This is a genomic window from Scardovia wiggsiae F0424 (assembly GCF_000269605.1).
GTDB lineage: Bacteria > Actinomycetota > Actinomycetes > Actinomycetales > Bifidobacteriaceae > Scardovia > Scardovia wiggsiae.
Genome location: NZ_AKCI01000001.1, coordinates 20231 through 40899, shown reverse-complemented (window position 1 = coordinate 40899; position 20669 = coordinate 20231). Strand labels below are relative to the sequence as shown.

Here is a 20669-nt window from a genome sequence, read left to right as displayed (position 1 = left end):
GTTTGATAGAAGCTACTTTATGCTTTTATCATAATATGGAACTTCTAGTTACAGAAGTCTCGTTTGGTTGTCCAGTTTATACTCATAGGTTACAACTACAATCTCTGTTAAAGCCGGTTAGCAAATACTGCGCTCATCCCACCATCCACGGTCAACTCTACTCCCGTCACAAAACTACTCTCATCAGAAGCGAGAAAAATCACAGCATTTGCTATATCCTCTACACTTCCCATTCTGCTAACAGGAGTAAGTGACTTGCGCCATTTCTGAAGTTCTTGTTCTTCCTGAACTGTTCTCCCCAATTCTCCAGTAGCGGCGGCAGTTGAAATTACACCAGGGCTTATAGCATTTACCCGGATATGTCGGCTTTTCAAATCTGTCGTCCAACTATGGATAAAGAAACGTACCGCAGCCTTAGAGGCAGCATACAGAGAAAAATCAGGCAGACCAAGTTCAGCAGTAATGGATGTATTCAAAATAATCGAAGCTCCTTCTGATAAAATAGGAAGCATTGTCTGTACTGTAAAAATGGTTCCCTTTACATTCGTATCAAAAGTACGGTCAATTTCTTCCTCCGTAAGTTCTTCCAGCTTCATGTATCTGCCAATTCCTGCATTTGCAAAAAGAACATCCAGTTTCTTTTCTTTGCTTTGAATAACCTCGCAAACACGCAGCATATCTTGTTTCACAGCTACATCGCAGCTACATCGGCACATACATAATGAGCGTTGCTCCCAAGTTGCTGCACAGCTTTTTGCAATGCCTGTTCCCGGCGACCTGTGATATATACAACGGCACCTTGCTCTACCATTTTGCAGGCAGATTCAAAACCGATTCCTGAGCTGCCACCGGTAATCAAAGCAACTTTGTTTTCTAACCTTTTCATGTGTTACCTCCTGAATGTATAGGCCACAGCCATCGCCTAGCTGCGGCCTGCATAAAGTTTTTTAATTACTATATCCCAGCTCATTCAGCCATGCCAGAATGTCCGGCTCTGCCTCCTGCACATTATTTCTGGATACGGTAAAACCATCCTCATATATGCTCGCATCCGGTTCCAACTCTGCAATCATGCTGATTGTATTCGAGAAACCGCTACCGCCGTTGGTATTAAACGGGATGATGGTTTTGCCCGAAAAATCATAAGTATCAAAGAACGTGTAAAGAATCATCGGCATGTCACTCCACCAGTTAGGGTAGCCGACAAAAATCGTATCGTACTGGTCGAAGTTTTCAATCGTATCTTTAATTGCAGGGCGGGCTCCGTTGTCCTGTTCTTCCGCTGCCTGATCTACCAGCGTGTCATGGTCTGTTGGATAAGGAACCTCCGGCTCGATACGGAACAGATCGGCTCCGGTATTCTCTTGTATAACATAGGCCACATACTGTGTATTTCCTAACACCTCACCGTCAATAATAACGGTACTGTTGCGTTCTTCTTCTGTCATGCTGCTTTCATCTGGATTTGTTGTTTCCGGCATGGAAAAGTAAACGACCAGCGTATTGCTGCCGGAGCCCCCAGCAGTTTCGTTTTCTGGCTCAGATGATGGTGTACTTTCCGGTTCGGAAGTTTGGACACTTTCTGGCTCAGCGGATTCTGTCTCAGAAGGAACAGAAGTGTTAGTTTCACCGCTGTTGCAAGCGGCCAGGCTGAACATCATCAGCAAGCTCATAATCAATGCGGTTAGTTTTTTCACAGTAGATTCCTCCTATTATTTCTCTCAAAATGCTTCCATCAGAATTTGATAGATTTCTTCGTGCGACAATTTTTTACAGCACCCTGCCGTTACGTTCGTACTGTCCGCAACTGCCTGGAAGCACTGCGTGTCTGTAATCCCCATCTCCCGGAAGGTTGTTGGCAGTCCCATTTCCTTAATGAAGGCCGCCAAAGCGTCGATACCGGCCAGAGCCATTTCCGTTTCTGATTTACCGGAAGAATCAATATCCCAAACATGGGCGGCAAAGCGGGCAAAGCGGGACAGTCCTTCTTTGTAGATATGCCGGTAGAGAACCGGATGAATCACCGCAAGTCCCCGGCCATGATTGCAGTCGGTGTATGCCCCTAACTGATGCTCAATCTGGTGTGCCTGGAAGTCGGTAATTTTGCCAATCTTCAAAATGCTGTTTTCTCCCATAGCAGACGCCCACATCAGTTCGCTCCGGGCCTCGTAATTCTGCGGGTCATCCAGCAGGACACGCATATTGCGGATAACGCTCCGCATGATTGCTTCGTTCATATCATCGGACAGATTGTTTTCTTCCGGCTTGCCGAAATAGGTTTCCATGCAGTGACTGAGCGTATCAAAGGCCCCGGAGATTACTTGAGTCATAGGCAGGGACATCGTATAAGCGGGATCAAGCATGGCAATATCTGCCTGTGCGCCCAACAGCCCCGCCTTTATCTTCGTTGGTAATCACAGCGCCGTTATTCATTTCCGCACCTGTCCCGGATGCTGTGACAATGGCAATCATGGGTACAAAGCTGGACGGATAGGTATGATGCTCAAATTCCATCTTCCAAATATCCTCGTCCGTTTTTGCCTGTGCGGAGATAATCTTACAGCAGTCAATAACCGAGCCGCCGCCTACCGCAAGAATCGGATCAATCCCTTTTTCACGGACGAGCTTTGCGCCCTCCTGCACCTTTGCATAAGTTGGATTGGACATGATACCGGAAAATTCCGTTACCGTTTTTTCAGCAGCTTTCAGATAGCCCATAAGCTCTGTGTAAACACCGTTTTTCTTGATGGAGCCGCCGCCATAGGCGAGCATGACGTTGTTTCCGTACTGTTTCAGCAGACAGGTCAGGTATTCTTTTGCACAGCCTCTGCCGAAATAAACTTTGGTTTTGTTTTCAAAGATAAAATTGTTCATTCTGTGTTATCCTCCTATTTGTTCATTTGTTTTTCCCAAAAATCCACCGCATCATCAAGCCATCCCTCAGCGACTGTTCCTGTGCCAAGTCCAAATCCATGCCCCAGCCCTTCATACACATGAAACTCTGTGTCAATGCCAAGAGCAGACATCGCATTCAGGCGGTTCTGCATGGTACGCCAGCTTGCGATGCCATCACGATCCCCCACACAACTGTAGGTAGGCGGGTCATTCTGCGTATATTCGCTATGACCGGTATATTGAATGACTGCGGTTCCCGGTCTTGGCAATTCGTCCCCACCAAAGGCTGCGGGGCCGTAGGATGCAAGGTAAGCCGTCATCCGGCCACCAGCGGAACCGCCCCAAAGGGAGTAACAGTCGGTGTCTATTTCCAATTCCTCTGCGTTTTCAAAGATAAAGCTGATGGCTCTTGCTAAGTCCTCCACGGCGGTATCCCAACCGGGACGGTAAATGAGGGCAAAGGCATTGTAGCCTCTTTTCGATAATTCCAAAGCGTGGGGAAAACTGTCGTGCATGGCAGCCACATAGGCAAAGCCACCGCCTGCGTTGCATACGGCAAATCTTTCTCCGGGAGTTCCTTTGAAGAAGAACAGCCCTGTATTCTCCTTTTCAGGATCTGCGGCCTTTTCTTCTTCCGTGTAAATGTCATAGAAAATCGTGTCCCCGGCTTCGGCGTGAGATTTGAGATAATTTGCAATTTCCACTGTTTTATCCGCATCTATGTGGCTGTACCAGGTAAGGCTTAAACCGCCTAACGTGTCGCCTCCGTAATAGCCGCTGTCTACTGGGAAAATCAGTCTGCCGTAATCCCCAAAAGCAGGATCATTCATTACCTCGGATATTCTTGTATCTTTTGTATATGGTTCACTGACAGGTATTACTTGCAATGACGTTTCCTCCCGGTCACTCTGCGGCTGTGTCTGCTCCTGCGCTGCATCGACGCTTTCCACATCAGAAAGGCTATTGTCCGTATTCCCGTTCGCACTGCACGCGGCAAGGCATAGGAGCACGCAAAGAATCGAAATGCTCAGAAATAGGTTTCTCACTCTGCCACCTCCTTTCGCAAAGGATGCGCATCATATCTTTTCAGATAATTTTTTCGCTTCCGCCTCGTTTGTTGCCATGCCGACATACTCCATACCGTACATCCGGGCAAAACGGTTCATAGTGTACTCGGCCCTTTCCAGCATCCATTTTTCCGGGGCAGCGCCCTGAAACAGAAAGACAAATTTTCTTCCTCCCAGTTCTCCCTGACTCACCGGACCGTAAAAGCGGTCAATCAGGTTTCTGATCAAACCGCACATACTGTGCCAGTAAACAGGGGAACCGATCACAACGGTATCCGCCTCTTTCATACCTTCCAGAATTTCAGCAAACTGATCGTCCGCAAAGTTCTGCCCGTATCCGTACAGTCTATAATCCACCAAATGAAGCGTCCGGTAATCCTTTCCGTTCATCAGTGCGTTTGCCATGCGGGTGGTGTTCCCATTCTTGTTCGGGCTTCCATTGATAAATAAAATACTCATTTTGTATCCTCCTTGCAGTTTTGAAACCGGCTTATTCCGTGGTTCCTGCTTATATAATAAAAAAATCGAGGCTTCATCAGAAGTCTCGATTTGTTCATCAGTTATTACCCAAAGGTTATAACTATTTTTTCTATTTTACGACGCTTTTCGTTGCTGAAAGAAAGCGTTTCACCGATTCGGATGGGTGTGGAGAATAGAGCAAGCCGTATGGGATGCTGTAATCCCATTCCACAGGAATCACTTTCAAAAGCGGGTGTACATTTGCCCATCCCGGAATAGCCAGCAAAACATCATAACTGTTTTCACAGCGATTGAAAATATCCATATTGTAGAAATCAAAATCTACAACTTGAATCTTCGGGTGGTTTCGCCAAATGTCATCCCGGAGCTGATCTACATAATGGCTCCAGTCCCGGTGCATCAGAAGTAAGTTCTCACCATATAAATCCTGTATTTGTAGTTTATCCTTTCCTGCAAGCCTGTGGTGAATGGAAACGGCACAGCAAAAAGGTTCGCGGGATAGTTCCAGACCGGCGCACCTCCTTAAATCCAGCATGGTCTCATCAAAGATTCCTCCAACCACATCAATGTTTTTTCCCAGATTGGCTAAAATTTCACGGGCGTTTTCCGGCGTATTTTCATAGGGAACAATTTGAAATTTCAAATCGGGGCATTGTTCCTGAATTTGAGGCCAAATCTGCATCAAAAGCTGCGCCGGTGTCATAGGAGAAGTCCCAATGCGTATTACGGCATTATCTTCCTGCATCGCATTTTTCGCCCGCGTCACAGAGTCCTTACAGTATTGAATAATATATTTCGCATCTTGGTACAAAGATTTTCCCGCTTTCGTTAAAATCAGCCCTCGGTGTGTCCTCTCAAACAATTTCACTCCAATCGAATCTTCCAGAAGATTGATCTGCTTAATGACAGCCGTGGCCGTAATATAGGCTTCCTCCGCAGCCTTATTAAAACTGCCTGCATCCGCTACACGAAGGAAAGTTTCAAGTTGAGGATTGTACATCACGATCACCTCCCGCCTGTTTTTTATGTTTCCGACCGTCCAAAGGTGGCTCTTTGTCAACTGTAGTGGGTTGATAAAAAGTTACAACCTGGAGAGGACCAAATTGGTTCTCTCCTTTTTGATATTCAAAGCAATGAGAATTCTCGTTTTAAAATTTTCAAAGTCCCGGAAGCCAAAAGCATTTCGCTTAATGACTTTGATTAGGTTATTTGTGGCCTCAAGTTTTGCGTTTGAGCAGGGAAGTTCAAGTGCATTAATGATCTTATCCTGATCTCTCAAAAAGGTCCTAAAAATGGTCTGGAAGATAGGATTCACAGAAAAAATGGACTCTGTGATCAATTCAAAGAAATAGTCAGCGTGCTTCTCTTGAAAATGAAAGAGTAAAAGCTGATAGAGTCCATAGTGATCTCTAATATCTTGAGAGTAAGAGAGAAGTTTTTCAAGAATCTCTTTATTGGTTAAATGCGACCGAAATGTTGGACGATAAAATCGTTTACTGCTCAGCGTATAGTTATCCTGTTGAATGAGTTTCCAGTAACGTTTCAGTGCTTTATATTCGTGCGATCTCCTATCAAACTGATTCATAATTTTGATGCGTACGCGATTCATTGCTCGACTGAGATGCTGGACAATATGAAAGCGATCGAGAACGATTTTATAGTAAACGACAAAAGTAATTTTACTTAAAGCTACATAATGTTACAAGTTGCTGATTTGGTTTTGCCCAGGCTAGAAAGGCGTTTTCTACCGTTTCAGCAAGGTTTTTAATATTTGAGAAAAATACATTATGTGTATTTTCTCTACGAGTAATTCTCCAAACCTGCTCTATAGGGTTTAGGTCAGGAGAGTAAAGAGGCAATTTGACAAAAGCAACAGACTTTCGGATATCCTCATACTCTGGCTGTTCTTCTGTTTCAACCAAACGAATTACCTTTTTGTGCCATGGTGCGTTGCCCATTACCAGAGCATATCTCTTGCCTTCGGGCACCGGATGAGCAGTAATGAATTCACGTATTGACGCAATAACTGTTTCGTAGTTGAAACGAGCTGGCTTTGTCACAAATAGTTCGCCTGTATCAGGCCGCACAAATCCACTATAAGAAGCTTTTTGTCTCCCAGGAAACGATTTTGCCTTCGGAGCGCTGCCTCTTTTGTACCATCCAGAAGTAACTGTTGTTTGAATCTGGAAGTGGACTTCGTCCTGATATACAAGCAACTGTGAATCGTCTTGTTCTATTTCGTTTCGTTTTTTTTAAAGGTTTCCCGCTCCTTTGAATCCTCATATCCTTTGCTTGGATAGGGCTGAGGACGGATAAGCGAATAGCCTAACTGATGAAACAAACGTTGGCACTGGCGAACGCTGATATCAAGACCAAATTCCTTTTGAATGTGCTTGGAAAGGCTTGGTCCATCCCAAACTTTGAATCCATACTTATTAGGATCTGAATTCAAGGCTGCATCGATACTTGCCTTCTGCTCTTTGGTAAGTTTTGATGGTCTACCAGATCTTTCTTTTGATTTTAGCGCATCAAAGCCTTGCTCATCGGCAAGCTTAACCCAACCGGTAATGGCTTGTTTTGTTACACCAGCCATCTCACAGATTTGAGATGGCGGCAACCCGGAAAGAACCATATTTACGGTAAAGACACGAAAATAATAACGCGATTCATTTGACGACGACATAATTTCTTTACCTTGCCGAAGAAGTTCTTCCCGACCAACATTATATTTACGAGAGTTCATATCATGGCGCCTCCTAAAAGAAGTATACCATATATGACTTATTACTTCAAAGTAAAGTTATTTATGCCGTTAACTATAGTTTTCATCGACGCCTGCTGTTCAACAGCTTTTATCGTGGCAGGAGCCACACTATAGTGGCCAACGGTATGCTCAACAAGCTTTTTCACACTCTTGGGATTTAGCAGTAGCCGAATCGCAATCACAACCAAGGGAATGATACTTGGAAAATCTTTCCTAATCGGGGTCAAGACCTCATCACTGTCACTTTTAAACAGCCACAGCCTGATCGTTTCCCATATTTTTCTTCTGCTTTGCGTTTTCTCAGCAGTCCCAATGATTAAGGCTAATAAACTATGCGTTCTTACCCCTGGCTTCCCTACAGAAATATCGGGTTGTGAATCATTATTTTGGGCCAATTCTATCAAGAGTTTGGGAAAATTTACCCCTGCTTTATAAGCATTAGCCGGCTCGACCATTCTGGGATTGCATTCTATATAATAGAAGTGATGATTAAGGAAGATGAAATCCAATGTTAGACCACCATGCCATTTTAAATGATGTCCTAACTTCTCAATGTGTTCTCTTGTAACCTCAGAGTCTATACTTAATCTGGCAGCAGCTGAACCACCAGCACCAGACCCAACTTTTATACTAGAGTGCACGGCCAGTAATTTTCCACAGTTAAATACTGCTTGAACTTGACCATATTGCCCTACCATATCTTGCTGGGCCATCCAACTTTCACTGTCAAGCAAGTGAAGCTTTACTAGGCTTTTCAAATCAGCATCACTCGTGATTTTATAAACTGAGCGACCAGCCGTCCCATAATCGGCCTTGAGCCAATACGGATAGGGCAAGTGAATAGATTCCAGGTCGTTCACATACTCCCACTTGGGAACCGGCAAGCCTAACTTATCCGCAAGTTCAGCAAAAGCAATTTTTCCTACCACTTCCCGAAAAGTCTCTGATTCAGAAAGAGCCAGCAGTAAATCAGATGATAAGAGGGATTTTCCATTTGCTAAGAGCCACCCCTCTTCATGGGTTGGCAAGATAGCCTTATAGTCCTTCTCTTCTAGCAACTGATCAAGCTGCTTTAAATAGGTCAAAGGAGAACGATTCACATCAACTGTTGTAAGCATGTGCGTCAAGCGACTGAATGCCGCAATAGAAAACCTATCAGGAGATAGTACATCTACCTTATAGTTATCCGCCAGCAATACCGTGAGCGTTTCCCTTGAAGTTAGACTGGCTCCTTCTAAAAATAGCAATCTATCTTTCACTTTTATTCACCTCTTTTTACACTAATGGCTGCTAATCAGACAGTGGACAAGACTCGCTTTATAGTGCCTTGCTGCCGATGTCGGTTCGGTAAAAGAGGCCGTCTGTGTTTTGTTGGGCGATCTGGGCATAGATTTTGTCCTGGGCTGCTTTGACAGTGTCTGCTGTGGTGACCAGCATGTAGACACGGCCGCCATTTGACAGCAGAGCTTTGCCATTTTCAGCGAACTTAGCGCCTGCATAGTAGGTGATGATGTCGCCAGAAGTCTTTTCTGGCAGCTCCACGCCTTTTTCATAAGCTAGAGGGTAGCCCTCAGAGGCAACCACGACGCCCAGCGTCACGCCTTGTTCTGTCCAAGTGAGGTTTGGCTCCTTGCCATCCAGAATGTCGCTGATATTTTGCGCAAAATCGGAGGCAGGCGAGGCAGGATAATCGAGCTTAGAAATGACTTCTTTATGCGTTCCAGCATCAAGATAATCTAAGATAATAATATTTTTGTCATTCATTCCAAGTATGTTTGTGATAAAATTTAATTGTTCCATAAGATTCTTTCTAATGAGGGTTTGGTCACTTTTTCATTATAGGTCTTATGGGGCTTTTTTTCTACAAAAAATAGACTCCATAATCCCTACAGTAGTTTTACCCACTACAGAAATTATAGAGCCCAATATTTACGGACAAGTATCTCAGCGATCTGGACAGCATTAAGTGCTGCGCCTTTGCGGAGATTATCGCTGGCAATAAAGAACGACAACCCTCTGTGGCCGGCAGCTGACTGGTCCTCGCGGATCCTGCCGACAAAACTCGGATCTTTGCCGGCAGCATCAAGAGGGGTCGGGACATCCATAAGCCTTACTCCCGGAGCACAGGAAAGCACTTCACGCGCAGCAGAAGCGGTAACATCCCTGTCAAACTCGGCATTAACGCTCATGCCATGCGAAGTAAACACCCCTACACGTACGCACGTGCATGAGGCGCGCAGATCCGGAAGATGGAGGATCTTACGGCTCTCATTGCGCAGCTTCTGCTCCTCATCCGTTTCCCCGCTGCCGTCATCGGCCAGCGCACCAATAAAAGGGACGGCGTTAAACGCAACAGTTTTAACAACTTTTTCCGGGACCGGGAAATCAACGGCATGCCCGTCATATACTAATTTCTCCGCACCCTGTGCGACTGCACTCTCAGCTTCGGCTTCCAGCTGGCGGACCCCTGCACGGCCGGCTCCGGAAACAGCCTGATACGAGGAAACTATAAGCCGTTTCAGCCCAAAAGCCCTATGCAGGGCGTTTACCGCAGGCATGCAGGCCATAGTAGTACAGTTTGGGTTAGCAATGATCTTCCTGGGGATCACATCCAGGTCGTCCGGATTGACCTCGGACACAACAAGCGGCACATCATTATCCATCCGCCAGCATGATGAATTATCGACTACAAAAGCCCCGGCCTCAGCAAAGCGCGGCGCCCATATTTGTGAGGTACTGCTCCCGGCAGAAAAAATGGCTATATCTATACCAGACAGATCCGCTGTTTCAACGTCTTCGACCGTAATATTATGGCCCTCAAAGCTGATACTCTGTCCGGCCGACCGGGCAGACGCCATAAAACGCAGCGTTTTTACAGGAAAATCCCGCGAGGCAAGGATCTGTCGCATAACCATGCCAACCTGCCCGGTTGCGCCTAAAACAGCAAGATCAACGCCATGGCTGTGTACCTGGGTATATATCTGTCCGGTCTGCGGAACCACTATGCCGCCTCGATCCTTTTTGCCTCATTTACTTTTACCGTCTTTATCATCCCTGCTGCCCCTGCCATCCCTGTCACCTTCCCGAACCTGCATACACAATTGCCTGGGTGCCTTCTGAGTCGAGGCCGAAGGCAGTATGCACAGCGCGCACACCGCAGGCGAGCATATCAAGCGGGATAATGGCCGATATCCGGATCTCGGAGGTCGAGATCATAAGCACATTGATGCCTTCCCGGCTCAGGGCCTCAAAAAATTGGGCAGTGACCCCGGGATGGGTTTTCATCCCTACCCCTATCAGGGAAACCTTTCCGACAGAAGGGTTAACATCGGCGGAGCTGTATCCCAGCTGCCCTTTAGCCGATTCAGCCAGTTCCCTGACTGTACCGATCTGGGCTTCGGGGAAAGTGATGGAAATATCTGCTGTCCGGGAACCATTATCATTGCGGCCAAGTGCCTGGACTACCATATCAATGTTGACGCCGGCCTTGGCAAACTGTGCGAATACATGTGCCGCGAGGCCCGGTTCGTCAAGTATCCCCCGCAGCGTTACCAGAGCCTCCGAAGAATCATGGGCTACGCCTGAAATAACAGGGGATTCAGGACCCTGAAGATCCGGGAAGATATCCCCAAGGGACCCGCCGGATACGCCCTTCAGGCCTCTGCCTGAAACTTTTTTCAGATTTTTGTTTGGATCTTTACTCAAGTTTTCGCCCAGACCCTTATCCATGCCCTCATCCGGGCCTCTGCCTGCGGACCCGTCTGTACTCTCGGCCATACCCTCAATCATCCCGCCGGACAAACTTTGAGCACTGGAAGCATCTTCGCGGCTGTCCCCGTATCCTGTATATCCCATATATCCTGCCTCGTTTATCTGTATTTATCTGTATATCTATACTTGCCTGTATCTGCCTGTTTTCCTTTTACCATTTTATCCTCCTGCGCACCGTATTCAAGCGTGTCTCCGGCAATGACACCAGGACCCGGCTCAGCGCCTGAACCATATCTGCCTGGGATGCTCCCCGCAACAAGGGTCCCGGGATCATGGGAGAAGGAACTGCGGACATGTATCGGCATGCCGAACCGCCGGGCATATTCCACACAGCGCAGAGCCAGTACTTTAGATCCTGACGCCGCAAATTCAAGCATCTCCTCATACGATATATGCCGGATGCACTGTGCAGCCGGAACGATACGCGGGTCAGCAGTAAAGATACCGTCCACATCGGTATATATTTCACAGACATCCGCGCCAAGGGCAACAGCAAGGGCAACAGCAGAAGTATCGGATCCGCCCCGTCCGAGGGTAGTTGTGTCGCCGCGTGAATTGATGCCCTGGAAACCCGCAACGATTGCAGCCCGCCCCTCATCCAGCGCGCGGGATACCCGCCCGGGCCTCACTGCGCGTATATGTGCTGCGCCATACCGGGCATCGGTGAGGAAGCCCGCCTGCTGCCCGGTGAACGATGACGCCCGGTGCCCCAGGGAATGGATCGCCATCGCCAGCAGGCTCATGGAGATGCGCTCACCAGCAGTCATCAGCATATCAAGCTCACGCGCTGGAGGGTCAGGATCAATACCTGATGCCCGGTCAATAAGCTCATCAGTAGTATCCCCCATTGCAGACACGACGACTGCTACCCGGTTCCCCGCCTCCATCGTTTCAACAACACGACGGGCAACACGTTTGATCGAATCAGCATCAGCAACGGAAGATCCGCCATACTTCTGTACGATAAGAGACATTGCACCCAGCCTGCCTTAAACTTCCCGCCTGCCTGCAAGCGCCCTTCCAAGTGTGATCTCATCGGCATATTCAAGATCAGACCCCATAGGCAGACCGCTTGCCAGCTGCGTAAGGGTGATCTGCGTCGGAGCCAGAAGCCTGCTTAAATAAGTAGTCGTCGCCTCGCCCTCAATATCCGGGTTAAGGGCAAAAATAATCTCGGCAACATCCTTATTCTCATCCTTTTTCAGCCTGTCAAGCAGTTCAGCAATCTTGAGGTCCTGCGGGCCAATATTGGACATAGGGTTTATCGCGCCGCCCAGCACATGGTATACGCCCCTGTATTCATGGGTACGTTCAATGCTCATAATATCTTTGGGCTCCTGGACAACACAGATTTTTGTACGGTCACGGCGAGGGTCAGCGCATATAGTACACGGGCTTTTTTCACAGACATTCCCGCATATCTCACAGAACTGTACTTTCTGTCTCATGGCAGTTATTGATTCAGCGAGGCCCTGCGCATCTTCCTGGCTCACTGACAGCAGATAAAATGCTATCCTCTGCGCCCCTTTCGGCCCGATTCCCGGCAGGTCTGCGAACCTGTCTATAAGGTCCCGGATCGCTCCTTCATATGCAGCTGGCATTATCTTTACTCGCCTTCACCATTATGGGGTTCTATTGTTTCCACGCTTTTTGCATCGAACATACGTGCAACTTCAGCCACTGTCATCTTACCCTGGCCGTCTACATGCTTATCGTCGTCAGCATAATCTGCCTGCTGCACAGCTTCGCTCTGCGAAGTTTTAGCTTTACCCGTATTTGCAGTGCTGCCACCATCAGTACTGCGGGGAGTATTTGCACTGTCCGCAGCATCTGTATCTGAGGAGGCTGCAGCCCGGGAGCTGCCTGCAGGCTTTACTGCGCCTGCATCAGCTTCCGTATTTTCCCCGGTATCCGCGTTTATACTGCCCGCAGGAGATAAGCCGCCGCGGCGCGGTCCATACTTATGTGTTCCCGCAGAACCCGCCTTTGCAGGAGCAGAAGACGCCACACTGGTTCCCTTTTTCCGCTGCACGGCATCCTGCGGCTTCGCCACCGGCGTATCCCATGGATCTCCGTCCTCATCCTGCACATCTTCCATCTCTGTGGGGGACGCCTTGCCGGGCTGGGTATTGCTGCTGTTCCGGGAAACGGGGGAAGCGTCCCCGGCCCCGGTCTGAGCCATAGCCATTGCCGCAATCTGTGCTTTGACCTTCTGCTGTTCCTTGTCGCTCATACGGGATATCGGGGTAACGGTATCCCCCGAGGCAGTGAGCTTATCCGGCTGTGCCTTAACGCCCTTGCCAAATACTTCTTCGCATTTATCCTCAATGATATCCCTTACTTTAGTGCGGCCATTGATCCCCTGCTTTGCCACGCCAAGTGCAAAGGCATGCTGGCTGAGCGGGTCTGCGAACCTCAGGACGATCCTGTGCATATCCCCCCTCGCAAGTACTCCCACATGAGGGATATGGGTTTCATTAACATACGCCTGTATATCCTGCGGGAGCCCTGCGACCAGAGCCTTCCACTGGCGCGCTACTGCGTCAGGCGTAAATAACGACGCATCGGCCGGCCCCGTCTGCTCCGGTGAACTGCTGGAACTACCCGGGCTGTCTGACCTGTCTGAGATATTAGGGCTGTCAGAATCGCCTGAGCCGTTTGCGTCATGGAAGCCATTCGTGCTGTCTGGCCTATTCGAGCCTTTCAAGCCGCCGGAACTCTCCACACTGCTGCCGGTATCCTCCTGACCGGCATTTTCCGGATCCCGTACCCCACCGTTATAAGGACGCCCGGAAACAGGCCGGTCCTGGCCAGGGAGCGCGGCAGGCCCGGCAGCCGGCGAGCCCGTCTGCTGTTTTATACGGTTTGAGTATTCCTGCGGCCTCACATATCCGCGGCGCGGATCCGTATTCGCCCCGGCAGGCCTCTGCTGGACGCGGGGAGCCTCTTTCGCCCCCGGCTGTGCAGATGCGCTGGTATCGGAGCCGGACGGCACCATACTCTGACCGCCGTCCCCGGCAGGACCGCGTCCGGGGACCAGTAGCTGCGCAGCTAACAGTTCCAGCCTCATACGCGGCGATGTAGCGCCTGACATGCCCGCCAGAGCATCGTTGATAATTTCGGCTATAGAAGTCAGCCGCACAAGCCCAAGTTCCTGAGCCTGCCTGTGGAGCGCCTCCTCACTTCCTGCCCCCGTATCGCTGCTGAGTACAGACCGGGCATTATCCCCTGCCAGGGTGAGTACAAGCAGATCCCGTACCCGTGAAAGGAGGTCCTCCACAAATTTTCTGGGGTCAAAACCCCCTACAACAACTTTTTCAACAACATCATACAGGCGTGCACCATCACCGGCACATACCGCATCAACAGCATCAGAGATAAGGGTATCGGGAGTGTACCCCAGGAGTGCAACTGCCGAATCATAGGTGATCTTATTGCCGGCAGCACCTGCCATCAGCTGGTCAAGCACAGACAGAGTGTCCCTTACAGAACCGCCGCCTGCGCGCATGGTAAGCTTAAGCACGCCATTTTCGGGAGCGATTTTCTCCTGCCTGCATACCTCCTCAAGGTACGGTGCCATTACTTCAGGCGGAACCAGACGGAAAGGATAATGGTGAGTACGTGAACGTATAGTCCCTATAACCTTATCCGGTTCAGTAGTGGCAAAAATAAACATAACATGCTCAGGGGGTTCTTCCACAACTTTAAGCAGGGCGTTAAAACCCTGCTGGGTCACCATATGGGCTTCGTCCAGGATAAAGATCTTGTAGCGGTCCCGGGTCGGGGCAAAACCTGCCCGCTCACGCAGTTCACGGGCGTCATCGACACCGTTATGGCTTGCAGCGTCGATCTCAATAACATCAACAGAGCCAGGCCCATTTGCCGCAAGGTCCCTGCAGCTGTCGCACTTCCCGCAGGGATGGCTTGTGGGGCCTTCCGCACAGTTGATGCACCGGGCCAGGATACGCGCAGAGCTTGTTTTGCCGCAGCCGCGAGGGCCGGAAAACAGGTAGGCATGGGTCAGCCTGCCCTCATCAAGAGCACGTTTCAGAGGGATGGTTACCTGATCCTGGCCAACGACGCCATCAAATGTATCCGGACGGTAACGCCTATAAAGTGCAAGTGCCATACCACTAGGCTATCCATTTCTTGAGACACAATCGACAGGCCCGGCTTTGGCTTTCGCGTGGATACGGGGAAGGAACCGGAAAAATGGCGAAACACCCGTTTCCGCGGTAACATCACTATCCCTGACTATACATCCGGTAAGGTCTGCATGGTTATTACGGGCCGCAGCATCTGCCGACAGGCAGGCCTCCCCTCTCGATACAGCACCTTTATCCTGTATATACATGGCTCCCGCCAGCGCCGCATGGTCTGCTGCTGTCTGAGCCTGGGAACGGGCTATAAAGGCACTGCCCAGAACGGCGGCCAGGAACAGGCCTGCTGCAGCAAGCGCAACAAGGCCTATCCCGGCAGCACTGCCGCTCCCTCTGTCACGGCCGCGGCCCCGGGGAGTCCCAGCCGGCCGCCTGAAGCAGCCGCACACTTCCTGCTCAGGTGTTTCACTTGCCTGGACCCTGGTGGTTGCCGGATCACTCATAGCTATCACCAGCCTTTACTGCATACGCATGGCCGTGCAGGGATGCAGGGAAAATATGCAGCGGCCCCGGGCCAGCGGGGCATGTTACATCTATACGTACCGCCTGCGCATCTTCCGATATGGCGACTGATGCATATGTGCCTGCATGCCGCCGGGCCGCTGAAATAATTCGGGTATCCTGCCCGCGGACCCCATGGGCCGTGCTGAGGGTCTGTGCAACACGCGCTGCATCCCGTGCCGCATCCTGACATCCTACCTGCACCGCTGCCAGCCTTGTAAGCACAAGTATCAGCATGGCAATAACGATAACCGCAGGAAGCATGACGGCGAATTCTGCGGTCACAGTCCCCCTGTCACTCCGGCAGGCGCCATGGCACCGCAGCAAGCCGCAACGCCGGCGCATTTTACAGGAAACCTGCGTCTGCACTGTACTGCACTGCCGGCAATGGCAGCGCGGGCAGCGGCTCCGGGGACAGCGGCAGGGAAGGTCCGGGTTACTTAATGGATAACGCACTTTTCACCAGATTTGTCAGGACTACCCTTACAGCATCAGACTTCAGGATAGCGACCAGGACACCTGCAAAGCCTGTCGCTGCTACCAGGACTATTGCGTATTCAGCTGTCGCCATACCTTCTTCAGGCTTATCCAGTACTGTACGGGCACGGGCATCAGCCATGCACACGGCTTTTGCAATTTTCTCCGGCAGCGGTTCCCTGATACCTGTACCGGAAAGCCCCTGAGAGGCTTTCATCCCTGTTGTAATAAATTCCATAGTTCTTCCTTTGCTTGCTGCCCCGGATACGTATGGCCGGGGGTTCTGTATATTGCCGTATCGCATGCAGGCAGGTATAGCCCTGGTTTTCCAGTATGTCCTGCCTGGTGCGGTATATACAGTATGCTCGCATAAGCTGCGCAGCAGGATATATTTACAGCAATGTGGTCGAATGTGGATAACATGGGATATTTTTTGCATCCATACAGCACGGCATCCGTACTCTCCGCATCTGCACCAGATGACGCAAGCGCATAAACCATTCCTACCGCGGGAACCCGTACCCGCTGTATCCGCTGTACCCACCACAGCCAGCACACCAGAGCCCTTTCCTATCCGCCGCCGACGATGCCGGAGTCAGTTCCACATAGTGCTTACCCATGTGGCAAGGGATGGGATCACAGTCAGGGCCACAAAGGCAGGAAGGAAACACAGGCCTAACGGCAGCAGCACTTTTACTGACAGGGTATGCGCAGCATCGTCCACCGCACGCAGCTCACGGCGGCTGGCCTCATCAATAGCCGTTTCAATCCTTATCAGCGGCGAAGCCCCATGCCTCCATGACGGTTCCAGGACCTTCCTGATAAGAGCACATATCTGGCTGTCAATATCATTTAAGGTTATTGCAGGCGTACCCCATGCATCATCCCATGACTGGCCTTTGCACAGGCTTGAAGAAACGGCTGCAAAACACCGCCCGCAGCCATCGCCCATAACGGATCCGACAGCTTCCAGCGCCCGCGGTATTGAGGACCCCTGCTGTATAGCAACAGCAAACATTTCAAGGATCAGCTGGACTGGAAAAACCGGTGCAGCAAAAGCGGACTGGCCCTGATACCCCCATCCGGTCATACCGGGCACATTCAGCAGATCCGGCAGGCCCGCCGGATTCCGGATTCCATAAGCTGCGGAGGGTTTCTCATAGGCAGATACAGCCTTGCTGTTATCTGCTGCCGCATGCAGCTGCCGGATGCGTGTTACCGCTGCTTCCGCCCTCCTGCCTGTGCTGCAGCGCAGGGCAGCTGCACAGGATACCATACAGCCCGCGCATACCGATATGACCAGAATTAAGAAAAAATACGTCACGTCAGATATTCCACACTTTCTTTCTGGAAATGGCGGATCAGCGATTTTACCCATACAGCCCCGATCCCATAAAAAACACCTGCGCCGGCCAGGCATGACCATCCGACCGGTGTTGTAAACAGGACAGCGAAAGGCTGCGAACCTGATGCCTGTGCTCCGAGAAGGATAAGGGCAGGAAGTGCCAGCAGGATCTTAAGCGTCATACGGGGTACTGCAAGCGCTGAATGTTTCCTGTCTTCAACAGCAGTGAACCGTTTATGGTCTGCCGATACTGATTCAAGGCATTTCGCAGCGGCACATCCCAGTACGGCACTCAGCTCGCAGGCGGATGAGAGCTGAAATGATACCCTTGCACAATATGGCTGAGACCCGCTGCATCTGCGCCTGAGCATAGTAAAGATACGCGAGGGGGTGATCTGCGGGACCGCGAAAGAGCTTCCGCCAGCTTCTTCGCATGCTTCCACCAGGCTGCTCCCATTCTTTACCAGTGAGATAAGCTCAGAAATAATATCCGCAATATCCTGCCGGCCGCGGGACTTTCCCGGACGGCCTGAAGTATCTATGCCTCTTCCTGCAATATTTCTTCCGGTATGCCTGCTGATGGCGGCCAGACGCAGATCGGGAGTATCCCTCCACAGCACCAGGACCTGTACAGCACATAAAACGGCCACACTATATATCCACCCTTCTGCGCTCATATCCCCTCCATCCCCACAATACTGCGCCGGACAGCCGGCAGCACAGTTGTGCAGTCCATGAGCTGGCAGCCGGTATCACACTGTATATTGCCGACCCCTGTGCCGGCCCGCCGGGATGCCCACGGCCCCCACCCTGAGCTGTACCACGGCTCGCCCTTCCCGTCCCATCGCGCCATTACACGGCCTTCAAGATTATCCCTGCCGTCAACACAGCAATATCCTATCTGGGATATGAACCTCTTCCCTTTGACGCGCGACATATGGATAATGCAGTCAAACGCATCCTGGGCCATAAGCGCCGTAGCCTGCGGCTGTATGCCGGCGAGCAGGCCCAGGGCTGAAAACCTGGCCGGGATACGGTCAATACTGTCAGCATGGATAGTGACCATACCTCCCCGATGCCCCGAGTTGAAAGCACGCAGCAGATCAGAGATCTCCTCCCCGCGGCATTCCCCGAGAACAATACGGTCAGGCCGCATGCGTACCGTCGCTTTCACAAGGTCTTCCAAAGTCACTGCCCCTGCCCCTTCGATGTTTGGCTCACGGACTACAAGCGATTCGCAGTGTTTATGCGGTACTGACCCAAGTTCGCGGATCTCTTCAACTGTAACGATCCGTTCACCCTCGCCGCAGTACCCGAGAAGGGCTTTGAGCAGCGTGGTTTTCCCTGACCCCGTACCGCCGCTGATAAGGATAGTGGACCGTGTTTCAACAAACCCCTGTAAAAGGCCTTCCCACTGCCTGGGGCAAGTACCATTGGCGCATAAATCATCAAGCGTTGCACGGGACAGGTCCGGGAGCCTTATTGAGATTGCCGCCCCTTGGGAAACGATCGGTGCTATAACAGCATGGATACGCACTCCGTCAGGGGTGGAAGCATCAGCGATAGGGCAGGAATCGTCAAGCCTCCTGCCCAGCTGCGCACACAGCCTGACCGCAAAATCACGCATAACCTGCGGCGACTTCAAACCCGAGTCTACAAACCTTTCATGCATCCCATCGCCATTGTCAGCCCAGACCCTTCCGTCACTTGTGACGGCTATATCCGTAACATGCGGTTCTGCCGCAATCAATTCGAGAGGCCCTAAAAGCAATGCCATTACTTCCTGCCTCCCTGTGCGGGACTACACCCGCTGCCGTCAGCTCTACTCACGCCGGGTACACTACCAGGATCCGGGCTATATCGGCTGCCGGCCACATCATCGTCAGTGCTTCCGTCTGTATGGCCGTCCGAATCACCCCTGCTGCCGGTATCCGGATACCAATGCTGCAGTGTCTTTCTGGAGAGTGCCTCAAAAATAGGGCGGTACGCTCCGGGGATATCTTCTATCCCCCTGCCTTCCCGTATGCTGATATCTACCGTCCTGATCCTGTGCAGTGGCCCCAGCACATCAGACCGTAAAAGGCTGCTGGCCTGCTCAACAGAAACAGCGCCCCGCACGCCCGAAGTCCTGCCCGCAGAAAACATCCCTCTTCTTGCCGTTTTCCCGATCCCCGGACTGACTCCAATAATATCAGGCTGTAAAGCATATGTATGCGCAGAAAACCTGTCAACAGCAGTTTTAGCACGGATAAGCCCCAAGACAGTCAGTTCTGCGAGGAAGACTACAGACACGTTTTTCCTGTTGCCTACTGCCTCCCAGATATGGAGCCAGTCCTGTGCCTGTGAAGATGATGTGCCGGTACCGCCGCAGTAAGCTTGAAGCCCCCGTATAATAGCGGTATTAGTGCTGCAGTCGCATATGACTGAATCCGCCTGTGTACACACAGCTGATATAACGGCAGATATCTCCCACCATTGATGCGGGGCAGCACACCAGGTATCAGCGCTGAGTACAGGGCATCCGTCCCACTGCAGCATTTCCCGTATAAGCGCCGGTCCGTCGATCATGCCAAGCGGGGCATCAATACCGGACCAGCGCAGCCCCTCATCCTGTTCCAGCCCCAGAAGGATATCCATACCGCCCCGGGAGAGATCCAGGTCAAGCAGCACCACACGCTGCCCTTCCTGCGTAAGATGGTATGCAAACATGGCTGCTGTAGCAGTCGTCCCGCATCCTCCGGAGCTGGAAGAAAAAAGGTAAATACGGGCTCCGTCATATGCTTCCCTGCCGAATCTGCCGGCAGAAGCTGCATGGTCCATATCACGGGTCCGCCTGCCCAGCGCTGATGCGGGCATGTAATACTGCCTATCGTCATGTCCCCCTGCAGCCCCGCCGTTTCCCGCAGCACCGGTATCCGGGCCGGCGAACTGCTGTCTGGTCGCCGGCATCTTCAGCGGCGCGGGAAAAGATACAGGTGAAGATGCAGTTAAGGGTGAGGACGAAGGCATAGGCGAAGCCGCGGAAGAGGCCGCGGGTGCCGTTGCCCTGTATTCCGGATTCAGCTGGACCATACTGTTATTGAACCGGAAAACTATACGGGCACAAAACCATACATACCAGTGTGGTTAAATATGCCGAAAGCCGCAGGTTTTCCACACTCAGGCCCTCCGCCAAAAGGCAAAATTAATTGTGAAGATTCGGTGTTTCG

The 20669-nt window shown here is 51.0% G+C and carries 24 protein-coding genes and 2 pseudogenes; all 26 read right to left on the bottom strand.

The window, feature by feature from the left end; translation table 11 throughout:
• Nucleotides 1–107: 107 nt before the first annotated feature.
• The 26 genes and pseudogenes from HMPREF9156_RS06775 to HMPREF9156_RS06975 all read right to left on the bottom strand — a co-directional run bounded on the left by HMPREF9156_RS06775 (nucleotide 108) and on the right by HMPREF9156_RS06975 (nucleotide 20532).
• Nucleotides 108–761, bottom strand: coding sequence for an SDR family oxidoreductase (locus tag HMPREF9156_RS06775; protein WP_324602865.1), 654 nt, complete (start codon nucleotides 759–761; stop codon nucleotides 108–110).
• Nucleotides 692–886: an SDR family NAD(P)-dependent oxidoreductase gene (locus HMPREF9156_RS07305; RefSeq protein ID WP_007148232.1), complete on the bottom strand. Its 195-nt coding sequence runs from the start codon at nucleotides 884–886 to the stop codon at nucleotides 692–694. The genes HMPREF9156_RS06775 and HMPREF9156_RS07305 overlap by 70 nt, the downstream gene beginning before the upstream one ends.
• 61 nt (nucleotides 887–947) lie before the next feature.
• On the bottom strand, nucleotides 948–1697 hold the full coding sequence (locus HMPREF9156_RS0100215; RefSeq protein WP_007148231.1) for a flavodoxin: 750 nt from the start codon (nucleotides 1695–1697) through the stop codon (nucleotides 948–950).
• A 24-nt stretch (nucleotides 1698–1721) separates the two neighbouring features.
• Complete coding sequence (locus HMPREF9156_RS07300) at nucleotides 1722–2387, bottom strand: dehydroquinate synthase/iron-containing alcohol dehydrogenase family protein (RefSeq protein ID WP_007148230.1); 666 nt, start codon at nucleotides 2385–2387, stop codon at nucleotides 1722–1724.
• Nucleotides 2356–2874, bottom strand: coding sequence for an iron-containing alcohol dehydrogenase (locus HMPREF9156_RS07295; RefSeq protein ID WP_007148229.1), 519 nt, complete (start codon nucleotides 2872–2874; stop codon nucleotides 2356–2358). Before HMPREF9156_RS07295 ends, HMPREF9156_RS07300 begins: the two co-directional genes overlap by 32 nt.
• A gap of 14 nt (nucleotides 2875–2888) precedes the next feature.
• Nucleotides 2889–3845 carry an alpha/beta hydrolase gene (locus tag HMPREF9156_RS0100205; RefSeq protein ID WP_231198112.1) on the bottom strand — a complete coding sequence of 319 codons (957 nt, stop codon included), beginning with the start codon at nucleotides 3843–3845 and terminating at the stop codon, nucleotides 2889–2891.
• A gap of 126 nt (nucleotides 3846–3971) precedes the next feature.
• A complete protein-coding gene (locus tag HMPREF9156_RS0100200) occupies nucleotides 3972–4421 on the bottom strand; it encodes a flavodoxin family protein (protein ID WP_007148227.1) in 450 nt (149 codons plus the stop codon).
• A 130-nt stretch (nucleotides 4422–4551) separates the two neighbouring features.
• Entirely contained in the window at nucleotides 4552–5442 is an 891-nt protein-coding gene (locus tag HMPREF9156_RS0100195) for a LysR family transcriptional regulator (protein ID WP_007148226.1), read from the bottom strand.
• A gap of 81 nt (nucleotides 5443–5523) precedes the next feature.
• Nucleotides 5524–6099 (bottom strand): annotated as a pseudogene (locus HMPREF9156_RS0100190) (transposase); the annotation flags it as partial.
• Nucleotides 6100–6121: 22 nt separating this feature from the next.
• A complete protein-coding gene (locus HMPREF9156_RS0100185) occupies nucleotides 6122–6658 on the bottom strand; it encodes an IS630 family transposase (protein WP_081482452.1) in 537 nt (178 codons plus the stop codon).
• Nucleotides 6659–6675: 17 nt separating this feature from the next.
• Entirely contained in the window at nucleotides 6676–7185 is a 510-nt protein-coding gene (locus tag HMPREF9156_RS0100180; protein ID WP_007148223.1) for a helix-turn-helix domain-containing protein, read from the bottom strand.
• Nucleotides 7186–7226: 41 nt separating this feature from the next.
• Nucleotides 7227–8465: an ATP-grasp domain-containing protein gene (locus HMPREF9156_RS0100175; protein WP_007148222.1), complete on the bottom strand. Its 1239-nt coding sequence runs from the start codon at nucleotides 8463–8465 to the stop codon at nucleotides 7227–7229.
• A 58-nt stretch (nucleotides 8466–8523) separates the two neighbouring features.
• Nucleotides 8524–8790 (bottom strand): phosphoribosylglycinamide synthetase C domain-containing protein, encoded by a 267-nt coding sequence (locus HMPREF9156_RS07240; RefSeq protein ID WP_267878471.1) that lies wholly within the window; start codon nucleotides 8788–8790, stop codon nucleotides 8524–8526.
• A 96-nt stretch (nucleotides 8791–8886) separates the two neighbouring features.
• Nucleotides 8887–9006, bottom strand: a pseudogene (locus HMPREF9156_RS07235) (phosphoribosylglycinamide synthetase C domain-containing protein); the annotation flags it as partial.
• A gap of 113 nt (nucleotides 9007–9119) precedes the next feature.
• Nucleotides 9120–10208 (bottom strand): aspartate-semialdehyde dehydrogenase, encoded by a 1089-nt coding sequence (locus HMPREF9156_RS0100165; protein ID WP_007148220.1) that lies wholly within the window; start codon nucleotides 10206–10208, stop codon nucleotides 9120–9122.
• Nucleotides 10209–10281: 73 nt separating this feature from the next.
• Nucleotides 10282–10863 carry an ACT domain-containing protein gene (locus tag HMPREF9156_RS06760; RefSeq protein ID WP_029246284.1) on the bottom strand — a complete coding sequence of 194 codons (582 nt, stop codon included), beginning with the start codon at nucleotides 10861–10863 and terminating at the stop codon, nucleotides 10282–10284.
• 212 nt (nucleotides 10864–11075) lie between these two features.
• Nucleotides 11076–11951, bottom strand: a complete 876-nt coding sequence (locus HMPREF9156_RS06755) for an aspartate kinase (RefSeq protein ID WP_007148218.1) — start codon at nucleotides 11949–11951, stop codon at nucleotides 11076–11078.
• A gap of 15 nt (nucleotides 11952–11966) precedes the next feature.
• Nucleotides 11967–12578: a recombination mediator RecR gene (gene recR / locus HMPREF9156_RS0100150; RefSeq protein WP_007148217.1), complete on the bottom strand. Its 612-nt coding sequence runs from the start codon at nucleotides 12576–12578 to the stop codon at nucleotides 11967–11969.
• Between the two features lie 5 nt (nucleotides 12579–12583).
• Nucleotides 12584–15106: a DNA polymerase III subunit gamma and tau gene (locus HMPREF9156_RS0100145; RefSeq protein ID WP_007148216.1), complete on the bottom strand. Its 2523-nt coding sequence runs from the start codon at nucleotides 15104–15106 to the stop codon at nucleotides 12584–12586.
• A gap of 9 nt (nucleotides 15107–15115) precedes the next feature.
• On the bottom strand, nucleotides 15116–15580 hold the full coding sequence (locus HMPREF9156_RS0100140) for an Rv3654c family TadE-like protein (protein ID WP_007148215.1): 465 nt from the start codon (nucleotides 15578–15580) through the stop codon (nucleotides 15116–15118).
• Nucleotides 15573–15923 carry a TadE family type IV pilus minor pilin gene (locus HMPREF9156_RS0100135; RefSeq protein ID WP_017147325.1) on the bottom strand — a complete coding sequence of 117 codons (351 nt, stop codon included), beginning with the start codon at nucleotides 15921–15923 and terminating at the stop codon, nucleotides 15573–15575. Before HMPREF9156_RS0100135 ends, HMPREF9156_RS0100140 begins: the two co-directional genes overlap by 8 nt.
• A 151-nt stretch (nucleotides 15924–16074) precedes the next feature.
• The gene (locus tag HMPREF9156_RS0100125; protein ID WP_381000604.1) at nucleotides 16075–16332 is read right to left on the bottom strand and encodes a DUF4244 domain-containing protein; all 258 of its coding nucleotides are present in this window, start codon (nucleotides 16330–16332) and stop codon (nucleotides 16075–16077) included.
• Nucleotides 16333–16710: 378 nt separating this feature from the next.
• Nucleotides 16711–17391, bottom strand: coding sequence for a hypothetical protein (locus tag HMPREF9156_RS06750; RefSeq protein WP_017147323.1), 681 nt, complete (start codon nucleotides 17389–17391; stop codon nucleotides 16711–16713).
• A gap of 44 nt (nucleotides 17392–17435) precedes the next feature.
• Entirely contained in the window at nucleotides 17436–18110 is a 675-nt protein-coding gene (locus tag HMPREF9156_RS0100115; RefSeq protein WP_231198110.1) for a hypothetical protein, read from the bottom strand.
• 23 nt (nucleotides 18111–18133) lie between these two features.
• The gene (locus HMPREF9156_RS0100110; protein ID WP_007148210.1) at nucleotides 18134–19237 is read right to left on the bottom strand and encodes a CpaF family protein; all 1104 of its coding nucleotides are present in this window, start codon (nucleotides 19235–19237) and stop codon (nucleotides 18134–18136) included.
• Entirely contained in the window at nucleotides 19237–20532 is a 1296-nt protein-coding gene (locus HMPREF9156_RS06975) for a CpaE-like family protein (protein ID WP_017147322.1), read from the bottom strand. Before HMPREF9156_RS06975 ends, HMPREF9156_RS0100110 begins: the two co-directional genes overlap by 1 nt.
• Nucleotides 20533–20669 lie beyond the last annotated feature (137 nt).

Coding starts and splice junctions, on each gene's coding strand:
- HMPREF9156_RS07305 (WP_007148232.1), bottom strand. CDS start 886: ATGAAAAGGTTAGAAAACAAAGTTGCTTTGATTACCGGTGGCAGCTCA.
- HMPREF9156_RS07295 (WP_007148229.1), bottom strand. CDS start 2,874: ATGAACAATTTTATCTTTGAAAACAAAACCAAAGTTTATTTCGGCAGA.
- HMPREF9156_RS0100200 (WP_007148227.1), bottom strand. CDS start 4,421: ATGAGTATTTTATTTATCAATGGAAGCCCGAACAAGAATGGGAACACC.
- HMPREF9156_RS0100195 (WP_007148226.1), bottom strand. CDS start 5,442: ATGTACAATCCTCAACTTGAAACTTTCCTTCGTGTAGCGGATGCAGGC.
- HMPREF9156_RS0100180 (WP_007148223.1), bottom strand. CDS start 7,185: ATGAACTCTCGTAAATATAATGTTGGTCGGGAAGAACTTCTTCGGCAA.
- HMPREF9156_RS06755 (WP_007148218.1), bottom strand. CDS start 11,951: ATGTCTCTTATCGTACAGAAGTATGGCGGATCTTCCGTTGCTGATGCT.
- recR (WP_007148217.1), bottom strand. CDS start 12,578: ATGCCAGCTGCATATGAAGGAGCGATCCGGGACCTTATAGACAGGTTC.
- HMPREF9156_RS0100145 (WP_007148216.1), bottom strand. CDS start 15,106: ATGGCACTTGCACTTTATAGGCGTTACCGTCCGGATACATTTGATGGC.
- HMPREF9156_RS0100140 (WP_007148215.1), bottom strand. CDS start 15,580: ATGAGTGATCCGGCAACCACCAGGGTCCAGGCAAGTGAAACACCTGAG.
- HMPREF9156_RS0100125 (WP_381000604.1), bottom strand. CDS start 16,332: ATGAAAGCCTCTCAGGGGCTTTCCGGTACAGGTATCAGGGAACCGCTG.
- HMPREF9156_RS06750 (WP_017147323.1), bottom strand. CDS start 17,391: ATGGTATCCTGTGCAGCTGCCCTGCGCTGCAGCACAGGCAGGAGGGCG.
- HMPREF9156_RS0100110 (WP_007148210.1), bottom strand. CDS start 19,237: ATGGCATTGCTTTTAGGGCCTCTCGAATTGATTGCGGCAGAACCGCAT.
- HMPREF9156_RS06975 (WP_017147322.1), bottom strand. CDS start 20,532: ATGGTCCAGCTGAATCCGGAATACAGGGCAACGGCACCCGCGGCCTCT.